This is a genomic window from Marinobacter metalliresistant (assembly GCF_038098645.1).
Taxonomy (GTDB): Bacteria; Pseudomonadota; Gammaproteobacteria; order Pseudomonadales; family Oleiphilaceae; genus Marinobacter; species Marinobacter metalliresistant.
This window is the reverse complement of record NZ_CP101118.1, coordinates 2,571,384-2,588,316: the sequence shown is the minus strand read 5'-3', so window position 1 is coordinate 2,588,316 and position 16,933 is coordinate 2,571,384. Positions and strand designations below refer to the sequence as shown.

Here is a 16,933-nt window from a genome sequence, read left to right as displayed (position 1 = left end):
CTTGCACGCCCTATGCCATATCTTTAAGGCGTCTTAAAACAGAGAGTTAGAGGTTTATCGCCAATGGGTGCCCGGGAAAGGGAATGGGTATCCGGATGGTTTTAGTGCGCCGACGGTCAGGTTTGCACCAATTTGATACCGGGTTTGGTCGTCGACGCGAGACCGTTTTGCAATCTGGCAGGAATGAAATCCTTCAGAGCCGCCGTATACGGGCGCTGGCAGGGCTTAGAGCCGATTCCGTCCGGAGTGGCCCTGTTATTGCAGCCGCGTACCTATCTGTTCAAGACAACTTAATCCTATTGGCAACGAAGCCCGCCCCTGATGGCCCCCTATGGCATCCGGATTGGCGGGCTTTTTGTTTCTGAAACAAAAGGATGTGCTGTGACCGGAACCAACAATAGACCGGCGACGGTTCAAACCACCTGTCCATACTGCGGCGTGGGTTGTGGTGTGAATGCGTCGCCATCCGCCACCCAGGGGGATGAGACCCATCCCGCGAATCTGGGCCGCCTGTGCGTGAAGGGCTCCGCCTTGCACGAAACCCTGACCCAGGATGGACGACTGTTGAAGCCGAATGTCTTCGGGCGGGAAAGCACCTGGCCCCGGGCAGTAACGGAAGTCGCCCGGGCTATCCGCGAATCGGTGGCCGTTCATGGCCCCGGGTCCGTGGCCTTCTATCTTTCCGGTCAACTGCTGACGGAAGACTATTACGTGGCCAACAAGCTGGCCAAGGGGTTTATCCGCACGCCCCATGTAGACACCAATTCCCGGCTGTGCATGTCTTCTGCTGTCGCCGCCCACAAGCGGGCTTTCGGGGGCGATTTGGTGCCCGCCTGTTACGAGGATCTGGAACTGGCGAATCTGCTGGTACTGGCCGGCAGCAATGCCGCCTGGGCCCATCCGGTGCTCTACCAGAGAATGAAGGCCTCGGGCCGGCCCGGTCGCCGGGTAGTGGTCATTGATCCCCGTAAAACCGCCACCAGCGATCTGGCGGATTTGCACCTGGCCATACGCCCCGGAACAGATACCGTGTTGTTCAATGGCCTGCTGGTTTGGCTGGCGGACCAGGAGGGCCTTGACCGCCGTTACCTGGCGGAGCACTGCGAAGGATTCGAAAACACCCTGAGGGCCGCGAAATCGGCGGCACCCTCGCCTGAGGCGGTGGCCCGACTCTGTGACCTGCCCATTGAGAGCGTCACCACCTTCTACCGTTGGTTCAGGGAGGAGCCGCGCACGGTGACCGCGTTCTCACAGGGAATCAACCAGTCCTCCGCCGGGACCGACAAGGGCAACGCGATTATCAATTGCCACCTGGCAACCGGCCGGGTTGGCAAGCCCGGCGCCAGTCCGTTTTCCCTGACCGGGCAGCCCAATGCCATGGGTGGCCGGGAAGTGGGCGGGCTCGCCAACTCCCTCGCAGCCCACATGGATTATGACAGCCCGGGTGCCCGGGACCGGGTGGCCCGGTTCTGGGGTACGGACGCCGTAGCGGAAGGGCCCGGAATGAAAGCCGTTGACCTGTTCGACGCGGTCGAGCGCGGCGATATCAAGGTGCTGTGGATCATGGCCACCAATCCGGCGGTCAGTTTGCCGGAAACCGATCGTATCCGCCGGGCCCTGGCCCGGTGCCCGACAGTCATCGTTTCGGACTGCGACAAAGATACCGACACCGCCCGCCACGCGGACATCCTGCTGCCGGCGGCCGGCTGGGGCGAGAAGGACGGCACGGTCACCAATTCCGAACGCTGCATTTCCCGCCAGCGCCGCTTCCTGCCGCTGACCGGTGAGGCCCGGCCGGACTGGTGGATCATCAAGGAAGTCGCCCGGGCCCTGGGGTATGAAGCCGGCTTTGACTATGAGGGGCCGGCGGACATTTTCCGGGAACATGCCCGCTTGTCGGGTTTTGAGAATTCCGGTCAGCGTTTCTTTGATATTTCCGGGCTGGCGGAGCTCAGTGATGACCAGTATGACACCCTTGAGCCCCGGCAGTGGCCGGTCACCGGGTCGGCCTCTGATTCGAGGCGTCTGTTTACTGATGGCCGGTTCGCCACCAGCGACGGCCGGGCACGCCTGATTCCGATAGCCTCTCGACTCCCGGCAAGGCCGCCGACGGATGCATTCCCGGTGATTGTGAATACCGGGCGCATCCGCGACCAGTGGCACACCATGACCCGGACCGCCCGGTCCAGCCGTTTGCTGGCGCACCGGCCTGAGCCGTTTATCGAGGTGCATCCCGAGGATATCCAGGCGCTTTCCCTGACGCCGGGGGCATTGGCGACACTCAGTAGCGCCCACGGCCACTTTGTCGGCCGGGTCCGAGCGACACCAGATCAGCGACGTGGCGAGGTGTTTGTGCCGATTCACTGGAACGACCAGTTTACCGGGCAGGGCCTGGCCACCGCACTGACCGACAGCGTGGTGGATCCGGTTTCCGGACAACCGGAGGCCAAGCACGGTCGCGCCACCCTGGCGCACTGGCCGGCCCGCTGGCACGGTCGTTTGCTGGTACGACGGGACCGGCCGAAACGTTGGACAGCAGACTACTGGGCCCGCCAGACGTTGGCTGATTGCGACAACTGGACCGTCGCCGGGCAGTCACCCATGGACTGGAAAACCGCAGTGCCAGACTGGCTGGGCGGCCAGCCGCAACTGGTTATGGAAGATGTCCGTGAGGGCCGCTTCAGAGCGGCCCGGTTGTACAATGGTCAGCTGGAGGCGGTTTTAATGGTGGACCGTGAACCGGACGCCCTGCCATCCATGGACTGGCTGGCCAGCTGCTTCAGCCAGCCGGAGCTCGACGAGACCACCCGGCGCGGCCTGCTGGCGGCAAGGGCAGTTGATGGAGATGATGCCGGCAACCTGGTTTGCAGCTGCTTCCAGGTGGGTGACCGGCAGATACAGCAGGCGATTGAACGGGGTGTGAACAGCGTGGACGCACTGGGTCGGGACCTGCAGTGTGGCACCAACTGCGGATCCTGTTTGCCGGAGATCCGGAGTTTGCTGGTGTCCGTTACCGAGGCGGTGTAAGCGGGCTCAGCATCTGCACCGGCACCCGGTAGCGCACCCCTTTCGAGGACCCGATGCCATCCACGGTACAGGTCTTGCGATTGACCCGGATGATCTGCCCGTGCAGCTCCCGGAGGCCGGCACCGAAACTAACGGTATCTCCCACTTGCCAGCGGTCCAGATGCTGCCGGGTGTCCACTGGCTCAAAGGGTGTGTCCGGTAACGCCAGCGCCTGTTTCCGGGCCTGGTCGGCAAGCGCCTCCCGCGTGGCTCCTGCGGCACCGCTTTCGTGCAACTCATCCAGAATGGTGTAGAAGTGCCGGTTGTGCACCGAACCCCGGCGCCGCTGCCCGGCGCTTTGCTGTAGCAGATGGGCAAACTCGTGGCAGCAGGTATGGGCCAGCAGGTTCAGGGTGCTCAGCTCGCCACCAAAGTAACCCCGTTTCCGGATCTCCCGCCCGGACAGCCAGCCGCTGGCTGTTTCCGGCTGGTGCTTGGCGGCAATCATGCGAACCCCGTAGGTGATCAGATGTTGCCTGTCGCGGGAATCGAAACGGTGGTAGGTCGCCTGGCCCGAACCCACGCGGCAATGCAGGAAACTGCCCGGGCTGCGTTTCCGGACCCATTGCTCGGCCGGTTGCCAGAGGCAGTCCCGGGTCACGGAACACATCAGTTCGCCAAGGCCAACGGCGGTTTCGGTTAATAGGGGCGTTTTCAGCAAACTTCGATACCTTGTCATCATCCGCGATAGGTTTGGTTCTCCAAGCTTAACGCCCGGAATTGCGGTTTGCTATGGTCTGGCTCTTCAGTATTGTTTATAGACGCTGGTGGGCAGATGACGGCTTGCGTTTCGATCTGGATACCCTGAACGCTGGGGCTATTACCGAGGATGCGGATTACCAGGGGCTGAGGGTGACCTTCACCGGTTTCCCCCATCGCTGAGAAGTTCCAGGCGATAGTGAACCTTGGCAAACCGAACAGCCGGATAAAGGACTTTTAATGTTCGCTTGCGTTTGCGCCAATTAGTACATGGCGACGTGGCCCGTTCATGCGTGCTATCCCAACTACATTCCGTGCTGACGGTGATGTCGGAGGTATCTCGCGGGCTCAGCCTCAAAGGCTTCACTACAGGCTTCGGAACAAAAGTAATAGGTCTTGCCCTCGTGAATGAGTTGATCAACTGCGGCGATAGGGCTGACCTCCATGCCACAGACCGGATCCTTGTGGCTGCGTTCGTTTCTTTCCCGTTTCATTTTTACTTCACTCCTCTGCTGCAAGCTCGCAGCAAGTCGGCATTGACGCAGTGTACAAAACTGCTTCATTCGAGCCTATCGCACTGGTCGCGTCCTTCTGTTGATACGCATCAATTGCACATGCCTCCGATTCAAATGACCGGGGGCCGGTCCGACAACGGCCATTGGTTAAATGCTTGAATGCGCATTTATGTGCGCATAAACTGAAGCGATGCATTAAATCGCCACTTGGAGGCTCCTATGGCCGAACTCTACAATGCAGCCGCACCCAAAAAAGCAGCGAACCTCTCAATCAATAGCGATCTGCTGCGGAAAACCCGGGAACTGAACATTAACTTGTCTGCCACCCTGGAACGAGCTCTGAAAGAAGAGCTTTCAAAACGAGAAGCAGCCCAATGGGTCGAGGAAAATCGCGCCGCGATCAAAAGTTATAACGATTTCGTCGAACAACATGGATGCTTCGGCGACGAATTCAGGGAGTTCTGATGGCACAGTTCGATGTGTATCCCAACCCAAGCAAAGTCAGCAAAGCGCACTATCCTTACCTTGTCGATATTCAGAGCAGCCTCCTGAGCGAACTGGCAACCCGCATCGTTATCCCTCTTGGCAAACGTTCCGCCTTTGGTGGAGGAGCCATGCACGGACTAACTCCGGAAATCAGCTTTGCCGACCAGGAACTACTGCTGTTAACCCCGCAAATTTCCTCTGTGCCTGAAAAGCATCTCAAAAGCCCAATTGGCTCCCTCTCGCATTTCAGAGCCCAGATTGTTGGAGCTCTGGATCTTGCTGTCACTGGCTTACCTGGTAGCTAAGGGCCTTGCGGCCCTTCGCCCCATAAGAACTGTACGTGATAGTTTCCCATCATACAGCTCAAGCCCTTTGAAGGCCGCGCAGGCGACCCACCTATTCATATCCAGTAAGGCCTCCCTTCAGGCGGCCAGTTTCTCGTACGACGAACGGTTGAGGAATCGTCGGTCCCGTCGTGCGTTCATCCGCTGCTTTCGGGCTCTCGCTTCGAAGTAGTCTTTGTCCGCCAGGTCATAGGGATTGGCACCACTGCGGATTTTGCTATGATACCGAATCGGCAAGTCCCCGGCCTTGAACAACCGTATGAGCTTCATACCTGACGCGGTCGGGTAATAGCACCCATACTCAATACGACCTTTGAAACGCCCTCGGTAGCGCTTTCTGATCCAATGCCCACGTCTTGGATCGGTGCTCCTGCTGTAACCACTTTTTAACCAGTGGGTAGATCCTGTCATCGACGTAACTCAGGCGTTCTTTCGCTACCACGTGTCGATACGCATAGGCCCAGCCTCTGATGACGGCATTGAGCTTTGCCAGTAAAGCGTGGAAAGGGATGCCACGGTACTTCTTCAGCACACCTCGCACTTTCTCCGGCAACTCCCGGGTTTTGCCGTCTTGCGGCTGGACCAGCAAGGTACTTCGGTATTTCCTGTAGTGAAAGCCCAGGAAGTTGAAGCCTTGCCCAATATGGCGGATGCGATCAAAACAGGCCTTGATATCGGCTTCCAGAATCCACTGTGCAGCGGTTCTTTGGGCCAGTACGATAAAGCCTTGTTTGCAGGCATCGTGCAAGCTACGCCCCTCTCTGAATCCGTAGGAGTGTTGGTCTCCGGTGGTTTCTGCTATGGGTTTGAGCCCCAACGCATAGAGAGCTTGCATCGCCCGGTCGTGAAGGGTGGGTATCCCTAAAGGGCGGCGATCGCCGTTCTTTTTCGGGATGTAGATCCTGCGCAGCGGTTGCGCTTGATAACCGGCTGTCCCTAGTCTTTGCGCCGCGCGCCAGTATTGGCCGGGTGACGTCCAAAGCACCCCGTCAACACCGGCGGTGCGACTTCCTTTATTGGCTATGACTCGTTTGACCGACAGCACTTTCGCGGCAAACGAGCGCGACAACAGATGCTGCAAAGCACGCGCCTTGCCCCACCTTTGTTCGCGAACAGATTGTGCGATACGCACCTGCAGTCGATAAACGCGCTTTTCAACCTCCGGCCAGTCAATCGCCTGCCAGCGTTGTGCATCGCTTGAAGGTGCACTAGCCTGTTCGGCCATCATTTGCCTTCCTTCATAAAATCAATCCCGCAAATTCTCTCGCACCAAAGCACCAAGGGGACGTCTGCACACTTTCGCGTCGGACAAATCCTGAATCCGTATGTCTTCCATTACAGAAGACCCTTCGCTTCTTCCCCCATCTCATCGACGCAGAGTCTCCGGCTCCATCACGGGTTACCTTCTTCCTCCCTGAAGGCTCTACGACATTGCCATGGTTCATTGTCCCCAACGCTTCATACCAAGTCCTTTTCGCATGGTGGGTAGGATACTGGTGGTAGAACACCAGGTTGCACTTCCGACATCCGCTCAGTTACGGAAAAAACATCGGGTTACAACATATATTCATGCAACTTCATGTCGCAAGTAACGCTTGCAGCATGCGCGGCTTTGGAATGGAGCCGAAGGCGCAATGTAATGGGCGTCGCGGTGCCTGCACTTAAAGCCTGCCAAGCCAGTACTGCGGACGTCGCCGATCATGGGCGACCGCCAGAACTTGAAAACCATCAAGTTTCTCTCGGTAAACGATGGATAGCGGAAATCTGTGAAGGGGCGCTCTACGAATATCTGGCGGCAACTCAACTTGCCAGGCTTTTGGTGACTCGCCAATTAAATTGGCCAGGGCCTCAAATTCCTCTATGAAGGCACCACCCAATCCCGGAACTTTTGATTCGTAATAACCAACTGATTCCAGAAATTCGGCTTCCGCTGCCGGGTGAAACGAATAGTTCATTTGATCAGTGCTCTAGCCTTCCTCATGACATCTTCACCGGACACGGCCTGAACTGAGCCATTATCGAGCTCTTCGCCTCTACGGCGGGCCTCAAGCAACCAATCTGACCTGAGTTCTTCTTCTGACGGAGACTCCAGGCTCAGTACCAGTCGCTGGATCAATTGAGCTCGCTCTTCTTTAGAGAGGTGTAGCGCCTCGTCTTCAATTCTCTGGAGATTCATGAAAGAAACCTCTCGTTCGCGTATCGCTCAATTTTGACACGGATAGGTACTGGGTGCCACGACTCGGCTTTTTCGCTTTAACGCCCGCCGGTTTGGAGTGGCAGCGGAAAACCGGTCGGGTGGAGCACTTTGATGCTATAAAGAATAGGTATCAGGATGCCCCTTCTTATATACCTCTAACCATTTTTTTGAAAGATTCGTTATCCAGAAAATCAGAATCCACCTTCAAAAGTTTGCCGTTATCTCCAATTATAAAGATGTATGACTTTTCTTTATCACCGGAGTACACGATAGAATATTCATTTGAAGACCACGTCTCAACTTGCTGACCTTCCACAAAGGACTCTTGCATTAACCTAACATTATCCTGATCACATCCAGATTTATCAGTATCGAAGAAAACATTCTTAAAGAAAACGCTAGCTAGACACCCATAATCAATAGTTTGATCATTCGTCATATCTGAAAAAGCCAAGAACCTCTTGCCCAACTCATCCCCATACCTGAATATTAAAATGTTTTGGTTGTCTCCTGCATCACCCACCACGGAGAAGTTCCCGGGTATTTTAAATCTGAGATCCGAGTAAACCAGCTCAACATCTGTCTTTGAAAATGCGCTAATAGAAAACAATAAAAGAAGAACAGAAAGTCCGAGTTTTAACATTTTAAATTCCTTTTAATGCCATAGTTATTTCAGATTTATAGCTTGCGCTAATTTTGACCTTACAAACATGGTAAACCAAGGTGTTTCCAGATATTATATTCTTACCAATGCTTGCAATCTGTTTAACTATGTATGAGATCCCCGGTTTGCCACTACTGGGTCTTGGAACGAGATCCATTGATGCAGAACACGCCTGCGCTTCAGCGACTGCTTTGTAAATCACCTCTGCAGATCTCTCATTTACTGATTGAGGCGATGCTGTGCCGTCCCCCAAAAATAGTTAATAACTGCAGATATGTATTCTCTATCGTAGTAATCCACGCCCAATCTCCCTTTGGTCTGTTTTAGCGATGATGTCCTCATGGACTGCTCAGAAACTACCAAAAAACGATGGCTCCCGTCAGAGCATAACGCCCACATAAACGGCGGAGCGTCAGCGACGTCCGGCGACCATAGGGAGCGAATTTAATGCACTTGTGTACGCCCAGCATGGGCATGAACTTATGGGGTGAAAGTCCCCTGTGGGAAGATCACCGTTCAGCCGGTTTTACCCGATTGAACGCTAACCACTAGCGAATGGCAAGGGCCAATCCGTGAGGAGCGGTCTGGAGGAAGCCGCTAGCAAAACTGCGAGCTGATGAACAAGAACATCATATGAGGCGTAGGCCGGAGGCGAGTTGGCACCAGACAACGAAGCCATGTGATCTAACGGCCACCGTAAATGATGCAGCAGTGCAGTGACAGTGCATGCTCTTATCTGGGGCGGTCCGACGCATCGGGATCTGCTCAACCAGCGATCGGTCAATTACCAGTCAGGCCCCTGGTCGATCAAGCCTGGGCGCAGCCGCTGCCATCGGTGATTGAGCAGAAGTCAGCAGACGGCATAGTAGCCAAATGCCCAGCGTAATGGCTGGGACACGGTGAAGGCCTGAACCCGGAAATCAATGAGGAGCCTGTGCAGCTCAACTGCTCTATATCCGACCGGACCCAGGAGCGTTGGCGCAAAATCAGAAGCCGTCATTGGGGTAAGAAGGAGGTAATCGGCCATTTTACTTTAAACATTTCCGGGAAACGCCCTGTGCCTGTCCGGTCCCGCATGCAGGGTGTTGTGGGGGCTGAGGGTTAGATACCCTCGGCTACCCGATTATGTTTCGTCATCACCGAGTTCAGACATCCGCAATAACTGGCTACTGCGACGCACAGTCAAAATATCAACCTGATCTTTGACGCTGTAAATAACCCGGTACGCTCCAAATATCAGCTCCCTGATGCGAGGTGACCCCACCTCAGGAACCATGCGTCCACTTTTAGGGAAATCAGCTAACCGCTCTACTGTGGCAAATAAATCATCAACCCACCGTATCGCAGTATCTGGGTTGTCTTCTGCAATATACCGAGCGGTATCCTCGACGCGCTCCAGCGCAAGCGGGGACCAAACAATCTTCATTGGGCCAGCCCGCTTAAAACCCGAGCCTTCGCGTCTTCATGCGCAATACCATCACCGGAAGTTATCTGTTCTTCCGCCTTATACACCTCTTCTAGTATTTCCAGACGTTCTTGCATCTTCTCGTACTCGTGAACATCCACCAGTACGGCAACGCCACGACCTCTTTGTGTCAGCACCATAGGACGACGGTTTTCATGGAGCTGCTTTACAAATGTGGCTACCCCTGCCCGGAATTCAGACAGAGGACGGATATCTTCATCTACACGAACCCTTGACATGGAAACACCTCGGTACGCTTAAGTGTACGTAAAAGAGTACGATACTGCGTGACGCCTGGCAAGGTGTTCAAGGGAAGGAATATAACGCTTTTGTTGAACGAAGCCGCTACGCGGCAGAGGCGTAATTCATCTGTACTTACCTGACCCCCTTCATTCCGGAAGGGCCTGTCAGGAGACGTATCATGAACGCCAACGAACACGCCCGTTTTCAAGCACTGCACCAACGCTACCTCACCGAACTCACCCTGCGGGGGAAGAGCCCCAAGACCATTGATCTGTACACCCGCTGCCTGCGGCAGATAAGCGACTATTTCGAGACCTGTCCCGATCAGCTTAGCACCGATCAGCTCCGACAGTACTTCATGCACCTGGTGGAACACCGGTCCTGGAGTCTGGTCAAGATTGCTCGCAATGCCCTGCAGAGCTTCTATCAATATGTTCTCGCCAAGCCCTGGGAATACGTGCCCATCGTCAAGCCGCCCAAGGTTCAGTCCCTGCAGGATGTGCTCTCCCTGGAGGAGGTCGGGCGGCTGATCAGCCACACCCGTAAACTCAGTTATCAGGTCTATTTCCTCACCACCTACAGCCTGGGCCTGCGCCTGAGTGAGTCCCTGAACCTGACCATCGCCGATGTCGACAGCCACCTGATGCGGGTTCATGTGCGCTGCGGCAAGGGCAAGAAGGACCGGTTTGTGTCCTTGCCGCTGATGACGCTCAAGGCCTTGCGGCGCTACTGGGCCACACACCGTCATCCCGAGCTGCTGTTCCCCGGCGGGCAACCGCCCCACGAGGCAGTCGCCGCTTCCGGTTCTGGTGTATCCCGGGTCATGCCTCGCGAGGGGGTACAGAAGGCCATCAAACTGGTGGCTCTGGAGTGTGGCATTCGCAAACGGGTCCACATCCACAGCTTTGCCACTCATCTTTTGGAGAACGGCGTTAACCTGCGCTCGATTCAGACTCTGCTGGGCCATGCCAGTCCGGTCACCACCGCCCGCTACACTCGGATGACCCACGAGGCCCAGCAGAACAGTGCGCTGATGATCAACGCTCTGGTCGATCGCCTACAGGTAGACTGGGTGGCCTCATGATCACCCTGGCGCAGATTCTGCGCGATCATCAGACTTCTTTGCAGCAACACTATGGGGCGCGGCTGCGCCCGGAGCATCACGCCGCCCTGCAATCCATCCTTGCCTGTCACACACCGGACTGCGGTCAGGTGCGCTATCAATGCTCGCCCTGCCAGCAGACACAGACCGCGTACCCCTCTTGCGGCCATCGCAGTTGCCCCGCCTGTTATGGCTTTTTACGGATTGCATCGAGTAGCTTACGATCATCAAAAGGTCGGTCAAAATAGCCAATGTCTTCTAGCGTCTGCCTAATTTCAGCGGGGACGGACTGATAAATCGCTTGAAATTTCCGAATGTCACCAGAGAATGCCAGCACCTTGATGGCTGAAATAGCTTCTCGTGTATGCTGCTGAAGCTCCTCATTTTCCGTGATCAAGATTGCATAAGCGAGTTCCGTCAACTCGGGTTTTTCGCACTCCTGACGCAACAATGCGGCCTTTGACATCAATAGACGCTCGATATCACGTTGAGTGAAATCGGTCAGTTTGGTGATTATTTCTTTACTAGGTAGATCCCTACTCTCCGCGATTTGATTACAACGATCAAATGCTTGAGTGTACTCCGCGATTTTGCCAGTGATGTAGTAATGATTTCCATCCGGTGCCCCTGCCACGGACAACGACGAAAGTGCAAGCAATAGCCCAGACATAAATAGCTTTGGCATCTCAATAGCCTCCGCACCCGTTGTCTACCGCGTCCCAAAACTGCCGCTGTTCATAGCTGAGACTACCAGTGAGAATTCGGATTTTGGCAACCTGACTAACTCTCGCACGGATCATGTCAGGGAGGGTACTCATGGCGTGGGCAAACAGGACCCAATCGGTAGAGTGGATGTTGTAGGTGGCTTGTGCCGCATTATTACCGAGGAATATGGTCGCCATCACTCCGGCGGGCATTACGACTTCGAGTAGACTCCCCGCACGCTGGGCTCTTCTGATCTCCTCAAGAGCCTCTTCATCGGCCCGGTCTAACTTCAGACTGCTAATATCGGGGCATTCCATGCCAATTTCTCCTTTGGTTTTCGAGGGTTAAATCTTACACTGAATTATCCACTGAGGACCATAACGCCGCGCTTTGCGGCTGCTTTGTAGCGCCAGCGGAAAAGCAGTCCGACAACAGCGCCTTGTTACAACTTGCCTCAATTGTGGCATGCTGCTACAATTGAGGCGAGTCAACACTGGAGGTAAAAATGGCCACGAACAGCATTCGTTTAGATCAGAATCTAATTGAAAAAGCCACTATTATAGCCAAAGCGCTTAATCGAACCCCGCCCAAACAAATTGAACATTGGGCAAAAATCGGCGAGATAATGGAAGATAACCCCGATTTACCCTACGAATTTGTAAGGCAAGCCATAATTGCGCAGGCAGAGCGGGACGCCGGAAAGCTAGAGGCCTACGATTTTGGTTAAAGCCACGAGTGTATTACAGACCCCTACGTTCAAGAAAGCGGTAAAGAAACTCAAGCCCAACCAGAAAAAAGACCTTGATTTGGCTGTTAAGGACTTAATGGCCGACCCCAACATTGGTGAGCAGAAGAAAGGAGATCTGGCCTTTCTGCGAGTCCATAAATTCAAGATGAACAAGCAATTGACTCTGCTGGGTTACAGTTTTGATGATGGTGCCCTTGTCCTTGAACTGATGGCCCTGGGCTCACACGAAAACTTCTACCGCGATATCAAGCGAAACAAGTGACGTTGTAACGCCAATATTCAGCGGCGACCTTTACGCAGCGGAGCGGAGAAAAGGGCGTCCGGTGGAGGCCCTGCAGGGCCGGAACGAACTGGAATGACTTGTTACGCGCTGGCAGATACCAGGGGTGAAATATGCGTTGTCGGGCGACTAGCAGACAGGTCGTAGGTTGACTGCAAGTTGAGCCAAAATTCCGGTGATGTATTGAACGCCTCAGCAAATAACCAAGCGGTATCTGGTGTAATTCCTCTCTTGCCGCGCGCAATCTCGTTGACACGCTGAACTGATACTCCAAGATGATTTGCAAGAGCTTTTTGGGTAAGGCCTATCGGTTCGAGAAATTCTTTAACCAGTATCACACCGGGATGTGTGCTTATTCTGTGAGTAGGAATCATGGAAACACCTCAATGATAATCAACAACTTCGACCTCATGAGCGCCCGAGCCTTCCCACCGAAAAACTATGCGCCATTGAGCATTGATACGAATACTGTGGAAGCCTGTATAGTCACCTTTCAATGCCTCAAGTCGATTGCCTGGCGGCGACCTGAGCTCATCGAGAGTCACTACCGAGTTCAGGACATCAAGCTTATAAAGAGCAGGCTCCTTGATGTTCTGCGGCAACCTTCTCACGCGAGCATTGGTCACACCATTATATAGGTCTTCGGTAATTCGGTTGCCAAAGGACTGAATCATGGATATAGGTTACCGGATACACGGTATCCATGCAATAGAGTGGGAAATGTGCGTAACGCCAGGCTCACACGCCGGTTTGGAGCCGCCAAGCGGCGGAAAAATTGTCCGGCAACAGCGACTGGTTATGCATTATTCGTAGTGGCTCCACAGCCTGAGGACTTTCACCACTTGCTTGTCCTCTAGCACTTGGTAGACCAGACGATGCTGAATATTGATGCGGCGTGAATAGGCCCCCGCAAGATCACCAATGAGCTTCTCAAACGGAGGCGGTTTGCGGTATGGATCTTCCGTTATCAGCGCTAACAGTTCCTGGGCTTTTGGTTTGAGGCCGCTGGAGGCCAACTTCTTTGCGTCTTTCTGGGCTTGCTTGGTGTAAACCAACTTCCATGTCACCAGTCCAGCTCCTCATCGCATTCATCCACGGGGGTATCCATCCCCTCACGAATAGACTCCCGCATACCTGGTACGGAGAGCAGGTAAAGTGTTTCCTGAATTGCAGACCAGTCTTCCTCGGAAACCAGGACGGCTTTGTTCCGCTTCCCCATGATGACGATCGGTTGGTGGGACTCGGCGGTCTCGTCGATCAACCGATATAGGTTGCTGCGCGCCTCAGTTGCTGTGATTCCGGTCATGACGCACCCCTTGTGTGTTCAACTTTTCACCAAGTGTACGCTTTTGGGTACGTACGTCAATACGAACGTCCGCATAACGCCAATATTCAGCGGCGGCCTTTGCGTAGCGAAGCGGAGAAAAGGCCGTCCGGTGGAGGGCCGCCAGGCCCGGAACGAACTGGAATGACTTGTGTACGCCCAGCATGGGCATGAACTAATGGGGTGAAAGTCCCCTGTGGGAAGATCACCGTTCAGCCGGTTTTACCCGATTGAACGCTAACCACTAGCGAATGGCAAGGGCCAACCCGTGAGGGGCGGTCCGACGCATCGGGATCTGCTCAACGAGCGATCGGTCAATTACCAGTCAGGCCACTGGTCGATCAAGCCTGGGCGCAGCCGTTGCCATCGGCGGTTGCGAGCGAACAAGGTGGACACCGATAGCGCCGATGGGGGTAACCCCACCAGTGATTGAGCAGAAGTCAGCAGACGGCATAGTAGCCAAATGCCCAGCGTAATGGTTGGGACACGGTGAAGGCCTGAACCCGGAAATCAATGAGGAGCCTGTGCAGCTCAACTGCTCTATATCCGACCGGACCCAGGAGCGTTGGCGCAAAATCAGAAGCCGTCATTGGGGTAAGAAGGAGGTAATCGGCCATTTTACTTTAAACATTTCCGGGAAACGCCCTGTGCGGACCCGCATGCAGGGTGTTGTGGGGGCTGGGGGCTAGATACCCCCGGCTACCCGATTAACTATCACTGCCACTGCAGTTTGAGATCCCTATGCTGGGTAGCACAGTCTCGAAGATACAAGTTGATCAAGCTCTGATAGGGAATTCCCTTCCGCTCAGACATTTGCTTGAAATACTCTACTGTATCCTCGTCCAACCTAATCGTTACCTGCTTCTTAAGCTTCGCGGCGTATGGATTGGGCTTAGATTCAGTGAAATCGTAGTGATCACGCATGGCGGAACCTCTCATAAATTTTTCTTTCCCGCTTCTCGGCTTTTCTCGCGGAAATGATGCGAATCCTGTCCTCCTGTCTGGTGCAGTGGCATACAACCAGCAGGCGCGAATGGATACTCGTTCCTAACAATAGGAAGCGATCCTCGCTAAGCTCAGAGTGATCTGGATCGCTCATCAACCGACCAAACTCATCAGTAAACACTGTCTTCGCTTCTTCGAACGAGACACCGTGCTTTCGCAAATTCGAGTCGCTTTTTGTGCTATCCCATTCGAAGGTGAAATGATGCATGCATATATTGTACTTACAGTGTAGTTTCTTCGCCAGTCCTACCTGATAGTTAACGCCAATATTCAGCGGCGGCCTTTACGTAGCAAAGCGGAGAAAAGGCCGTCCGGTGGAGGGCCGCCAGGGCCGGAACGAACTGGAATGACTTGTGTACGCCCAGCATGGGCATGAACTAATGGGGTGAAAGTCCCCTGTGGGAAGATCACCGTTTAGCCGGTTTTACCCGATTGAACGCTAACCACTAGCGAATGGCAAGGGCCGATCCGTGAGGGGCGGTCTCCGGAACGCCGGCCGGAAGTAAGCCGCTAGCAAAACTGCGAGCTGATGAACAAGAACATCATATGAGGCGTAGGCTGAAGGCGAGTTGGCACCAGACGACGAAGCCACGTGATCTAACGGCCACCGTAAATGATGCAGTTGTGCAGTGACAGTGCATGCTCTTATCTGGGGCGGTCCGACGCATCGGGATCTGCTCAACGAGCGATCGGTCAATTACCAGTCAGGCCACTGGTCGATCAAGCCTGGGCGCAGCCGTTGCCATCGGCGGTTGCGAGCGAATGAGATGGACACCGATAGCGCCGATGGGGGTAACCCCACCGGTGATTGAGCAGAAGTCAGCAGCGGCCATAGTAGCCAAACGCCCGTCGTAATGGTCGGGACAGGGTGAAGGGCCTAACACCGGAAATAAAGGAGGAGCCTTGACCGACTTGAACGCACGAATGCCGCCCGGCAATGACGTGACTCAGCGTACGGTCACGAAGCCAGCCTTTAGTGAAGATCTACTCGATGCGGTACTGCACCGGGCTAATCTACAACAAGCCTGGAAGCAGGTTCGAGCCAATAAGGGAGCGGCGGGTATCGATGGCATGACCATCGAGGAGTTTCCCGCCTGGGTAAAGGGCGGCCATTGGAGTGTGGCCCAGCAGTCGATTCGCTCGGGCGATTACCAACCAGCGCCGGTGCACCGGGTTGAGATCGACAAACCGGACGGTGGCAAGCGCCAGCTTGGCATCCCGACGGTGACAGACCGGGTGATTCAGCAAGCCATTGCCCAGATCCTGATGCCCCTGTTCGACCCGGGATTCTCAGCGGACAGCTACGGCTTCCGTCCGGGGCGGAACGCGCACCAGGCGGTGCGACGGGTACAAAGCGCTCTCAAGGAAGGGCGACGCTTTACCGTGGATGTGGACCTGTCGAAGTTCTTCGACCGGGTCAATCACGACCTGCTGATGACACACCTGGGCCACAAGGTCCGGGACAAGCGTTTGCTGGGACTGATTGCCCGGTACCTGCGAGCTGGGATTATCGATAACCAGCTCTATCTGGAGAGTCGGGTGGTCAGAACCAATGACAGCAAATTCCTGGGCTTCACCTTCAAGGGAACCCAGATCCATTGGCACCCGGACACGCTGCGCAAGTTCAAGCAACGTATCCGGGAACTGACGAATCGGAACTGGGGTGTGTCGATGCACTACCAGCTTTTCAAGGTAAGCCAGTACCTTCGGGGCTGGATCAACTACTTCGGCATCGCCACCGGCTACCAACGCTGCTGCGATCTGGATCACTGGATTCGTCGCCGCGTGCGAATGGCCTACTGACGACAGTGGCGCAAACCGCGAACCAAAGTCAGGAGCCTGATGAAGTTGGGTGTGCACGTGCAGGCCGCCGTAGCGTGTGGCATTACCAGTAAAGGTCCCTGGCGTAGCTCCAAGACGCCCGGCATTCAGCAGGCATTATCCAATGACTATCTGAAAGCCGAGGGTCTGGTATCGCTGCGTGATGGATGGATCAAGCTTCACCATTCCCGGTGAAACGCCCTGTGCGGAGCGGCCGGTCCGACGCATCGGTGCAGGGTGTTGTGGGGGCTGGGGGTTAAATACCCCCG

27 protein-coding genes are annotated in these 16,933 nt (G+C 55.0%); 10 read left to right on the top strand and 17 right to left on the bottom strand.

The window, feature by feature from the left end; genetic code table 11:
* Nucleotides 1-381: 381 nt before the first annotated feature.
* The gene (locus NLK58_RS12160) at nt 382-3,027 is read left to right on the top strand and encodes a molybdopterin-dependent oxidoreductase (RefSeq protein WP_341580843.1); all 2,646 of its coding nucleotides are present in this window, start codon (nt 382-384) and stop codon (nt 3,025-3,027) included.
* Here NLK58_RS12160 and NLK58_RS12155 read toward each other — a convergent pair.
* A complete protein-coding gene (locus tag NLK58_RS12155) occupies nt 3,011-3,676 on the bottom strand; it encodes a hypothetical protein (RefSeq protein ID WP_117620374.1) in 666 nt (221 codons plus the stop codon). The two genes, NLK58_RS12160 and NLK58_RS12155, sit on opposite strands and share 17 nt — an antisense overlap.
* Before the next feature lie 122 nt (nt 3,677-3,798).
* On the opposite strand from NLK58_RS12155, the gene NLK58_RS12150 reads away from it, so the two are divergent.
* The gene (locus tag NLK58_RS12150; RefSeq protein WP_205422184.1) at nt 3,799-3,948 is read left to right on the top strand and encodes a hypothetical protein; all 150 of its coding nucleotides are present in this window, start codon (nt 3,799-3,801) and stop codon (nt 3,946-3,948) included.
* Between the two features lie 122 nt (nt 3,949-4,070).
* On the opposite strand, the gene NLK58_RS12145 is transcribed toward NLK58_RS12150, so the two are convergent.
* The gene (locus NLK58_RS12145; RefSeq protein ID WP_117618779.1) at nt 4,071-4,259 is read right to left on the bottom strand and encodes a YHS domain-containing protein; all 189 of its coding nucleotides are present in this window, start codon (nt 4,257-4,259) and stop codon (nt 4,071-4,073) included.
* A gap of 240 nt (nt 4,260-4,499) precedes the next feature.
* Here NLK58_RS12145 and NLK58_RS12140 point away from each other — a divergent pair, with 240 nt between their 5' ends.
* Together NLK58_RS12140 and NLK58_RS12135 are read left to right on the top strand one after the other, a co-directional pair.
* Entirely contained in the window at nt 4,500-4,745 is a 246-nt protein-coding gene (locus NLK58_RS12140) for a type II toxin-antitoxin system CcdA family antitoxin (RefSeq protein WP_071267913.1), read from the top strand.
* Entirely contained in the window at nt 4,745-5,071 is a 327-nt protein-coding gene (locus NLK58_RS12135) for a CcdB family protein (protein WP_341580842.1), read from the top strand. Before NLK58_RS12140 ends, NLK58_RS12135 begins: the two co-directional genes overlap by 1 nt.
* A gap of 117 nt (nt 5,072-5,188) precedes the next feature.
* On the opposite strand, the gene NLK58_RS12130 is transcribed toward NLK58_RS12135, so the two are convergent.
* The 7 genes from NLK58_RS12130 to NLK58_RS12100 all read right to left on the bottom strand — a co-directional run bounded on the left by NLK58_RS12130 (nt 5,189) and on the right by NLK58_RS12100 (nt 9,675).
* Nucleotides 5,189-5,380: a hypothetical protein gene (locus NLK58_RS12130; RefSeq protein ID WP_117618777.1), complete on the bottom strand. Its 192-nt coding sequence runs from the start codon at nt 5,378-5,380 to the stop codon at nt 5,189-5,191.
* Nucleotides 5,381-5,411: 31 nt separating this feature from the next.
* The gene (locus NLK58_RS12125; protein WP_341580841.1) at nt 5,412-6,338 is read right to left on the bottom strand and encodes a reverse transcriptase N-terminal domain-containing protein; all 927 of its coding nucleotides are present in this window, start codon (nt 6,336-6,338) and stop codon (nt 5,412-5,414) included.
* Between the two features lie 433 nt (nt 6,339-6,771).
* Entirely contained in the window at nt 6,772-7,065 is a 294-nt protein-coding gene (locus tag NLK58_RS12120; RefSeq protein WP_117618775.1) for a type II toxin-antitoxin system RelE/ParE family toxin, read from the bottom strand.
* Complete coding sequence (locus NLK58_RS12115; protein ID WP_117618774.1) at nt 7,062-7,286, bottom strand: addiction module protein; 225 nt, start codon at nt 7,284-7,286, stop codon at nt 7,062-7,064. Before NLK58_RS12115 ends, NLK58_RS12120 begins: the two co-directional genes overlap by 4 nt.
* A 166-nt stretch (nt 7,287-7,452) precedes the next feature.
* Nucleotides 7,453-7,950 carry a hypothetical protein gene (locus NLK58_RS12110; RefSeq protein ID WP_117618773.1) on the bottom strand — a complete coding sequence of 166 codons (498 nt, stop codon included), beginning with the start codon at nt 7,948-7,950 and terminating at the stop codon, nt 7,453-7,455.
* Between the two features lie 1,144 nt (nt 7,951-9,094).
* A complete protein-coding gene (locus tag NLK58_RS12105) occupies nt 9,095-9,397 on the bottom strand; it encodes a type II toxin-antitoxin system RelE/ParE family toxin (protein WP_117618772.1) in 303 nt (100 codons plus the stop codon).
* Nucleotides 9,394-9,675: a type II toxin-antitoxin system Phd/YefM family antitoxin gene (locus tag NLK58_RS12100; protein WP_117618771.1), complete on the bottom strand. Its 282-nt coding sequence runs from the start codon at nt 9,673-9,675 to the stop codon at nt 9,394-9,396. The genes NLK58_RS12105 and NLK58_RS12100 overlap by 4 nt, the downstream gene beginning before the upstream one ends.
* Before the next feature lie 182 nt (nt 9,676-9,857).
* Between NLK58_RS12100 and NLK58_RS12095 the strand changes: the two genes are divergently transcribed.
* On the top strand, nt 9,858-10,763 hold the full coding sequence (locus NLK58_RS12095) for a site-specific integrase (RefSeq protein WP_341580840.1): 906 nt from the start codon (nt 9,858-9,860) through the stop codon (nt 10,761-10,763).
* A complete protein-coding gene (locus tag NLK58_RS12090; protein ID WP_227539272.1) occupies nt 10,760-11,029 on the top strand; it encodes a transposase zinc-binding domain-containing protein in 270 nt (89 codons plus the stop codon). The genes NLK58_RS12095 and NLK58_RS12090 overlap by 4 nt, the downstream gene beginning before the upstream one ends.
* Here NLK58_RS12090 and NLK58_RS12085 read toward each other — a convergent pair.
* Both NLK58_RS12085 and NLK58_RS12080 read right to left on the bottom strand, forming a co-directional pair.
* Nucleotides 10,969-11,466 carry a hypothetical protein gene (locus NLK58_RS12085; RefSeq protein ID WP_117618769.1) on the bottom strand — a complete coding sequence of 166 codons (498 nt, stop codon included), beginning with the start codon at nt 11,464-11,466 and terminating at the stop codon, nt 10,969-10,971. The genes NLK58_RS12090 and NLK58_RS12085 overlap by 61 nt on opposite strands.
* 1 nt (nt 11,467) lies before the next feature.
* Nucleotides 11,468-11,803 carry a hypothetical protein gene (locus NLK58_RS12080; RefSeq protein WP_117618768.1) on the bottom strand — a complete coding sequence of 112 codons (336 nt, stop codon included), beginning with the start codon at nt 11,801-11,803 and terminating at the stop codon, nt 11,468-11,470.
* A gap of 188 nt (nt 11,804-11,991) precedes the next feature.
* Between NLK58_RS12080 and NLK58_RS12075 the strand changes: the two genes are divergently transcribed.
* Both NLK58_RS12075 and NLK58_RS12070 read left to right on the top strand, forming a co-directional pair.
* Entirely contained in the window at nt 11,992-12,213 is a 222-nt protein-coding gene (locus NLK58_RS12075; protein ID WP_341580839.1) for a hypothetical protein, read from the top strand.
* Entirely contained in the window at nt 12,206-12,496 is a 291-nt protein-coding gene (locus NLK58_RS12070) for a type II toxin-antitoxin system RelE/ParE family toxin (protein WP_341580838.1), read from the top strand. The genes NLK58_RS12075 and NLK58_RS12070 overlap by 8 nt, the downstream gene beginning before the upstream one ends.
* A gap of 101 nt (nt 12,497-12,597) precedes the next feature.
* Here NLK58_RS12070 and NLK58_RS12065 read toward each other — a convergent pair whose 3' ends face one another.
* From NLK58_RS12065 to NLK58_RS12040, 6 genes are all read right to left on the bottom strand, one after another.
* On the bottom strand, nt 12,598-12,888 hold the full coding sequence (locus tag NLK58_RS12065; protein ID WP_117618765.1) for a HigA family addiction module antitoxin: 291 nt from the start codon (nt 12,886-12,888) through the stop codon (nt 12,598-12,600).
* A gap of 9 nt (nt 12,889-12,897) precedes the next feature.
* Nucleotides 12,898-13,188, bottom strand: a complete 291-nt coding sequence (locus tag NLK58_RS12060) for a type II toxin-antitoxin system RelE/ParE family toxin (RefSeq protein WP_117618764.1) — start codon at nt 13,186-13,188, stop codon at nt 12,898-12,900.
* A gap of 129 nt (nt 13,189-13,317) precedes the next feature.
* Complete coding sequence (locus NLK58_RS12055) at nt 13,318-13,581, bottom strand: Txe/YoeB family addiction module toxin (protein WP_341580837.1); 264 nt, start codon at nt 13,579-13,581, stop codon at nt 13,318-13,320.
* Complete coding sequence (locus tag NLK58_RS12050) at nt 13,578-13,820, bottom strand: type II toxin-antitoxin system Phd/YefM family antitoxin (protein ID WP_058092928.1); 243 nt, start codon at nt 13,818-13,820, stop codon at nt 13,578-13,580. Before NLK58_RS12050 ends, NLK58_RS12055 begins: the two co-directional genes overlap by 4 nt.
* A 732-nt stretch (nt 13,821-14,552) precedes the next feature.
* Nucleotides 14,553-14,762, bottom strand: a complete 210-nt coding sequence (locus tag NLK58_RS12045) for a BrnA antitoxin family protein (protein ID WP_117618762.1) — start codon at nt 14,760-14,762, stop codon at nt 14,553-14,555.
* Nucleotides 14,755-15,051, bottom strand: a complete 297-nt coding sequence (locus NLK58_RS12040; RefSeq protein WP_117618761.1) for a BrnT family toxin — start codon at nt 15,049-15,051, stop codon at nt 14,755-14,757. Before NLK58_RS12040 ends, NLK58_RS12045 begins: the two co-directional genes overlap by 8 nt.
* 695 nt (nt 15,052-15,746) lie before the next feature.
* Between NLK58_RS12040 and NLK58_RS12035 the strand changes: the two genes are divergently transcribed.
* Together NLK58_RS12035 and NLK58_RS12030 are read left to right on the top strand one after the other, a co-directional pair.
* Complete coding sequence (locus NLK58_RS12035) at nt 15,747-16,646, top strand: reverse transcriptase domain-containing protein (protein ID WP_341580836.1); 900 nt, start codon at nt 15,747-15,749, stop codon at nt 16,644-16,646.
* Nucleotides 16,647-16,685: 39 nt separating this feature from the next.
* Nucleotides 16,686-16,859: a hypothetical protein gene (locus tag NLK58_RS12030; protein ID WP_227539269.1), complete on the top strand. Its 174-nt coding sequence runs from the start codon at nt 16,686-16,688 to the stop codon at nt 16,857-16,859.
* Nucleotides 16,860-16,933: the final 74 nt, after the last annotated feature.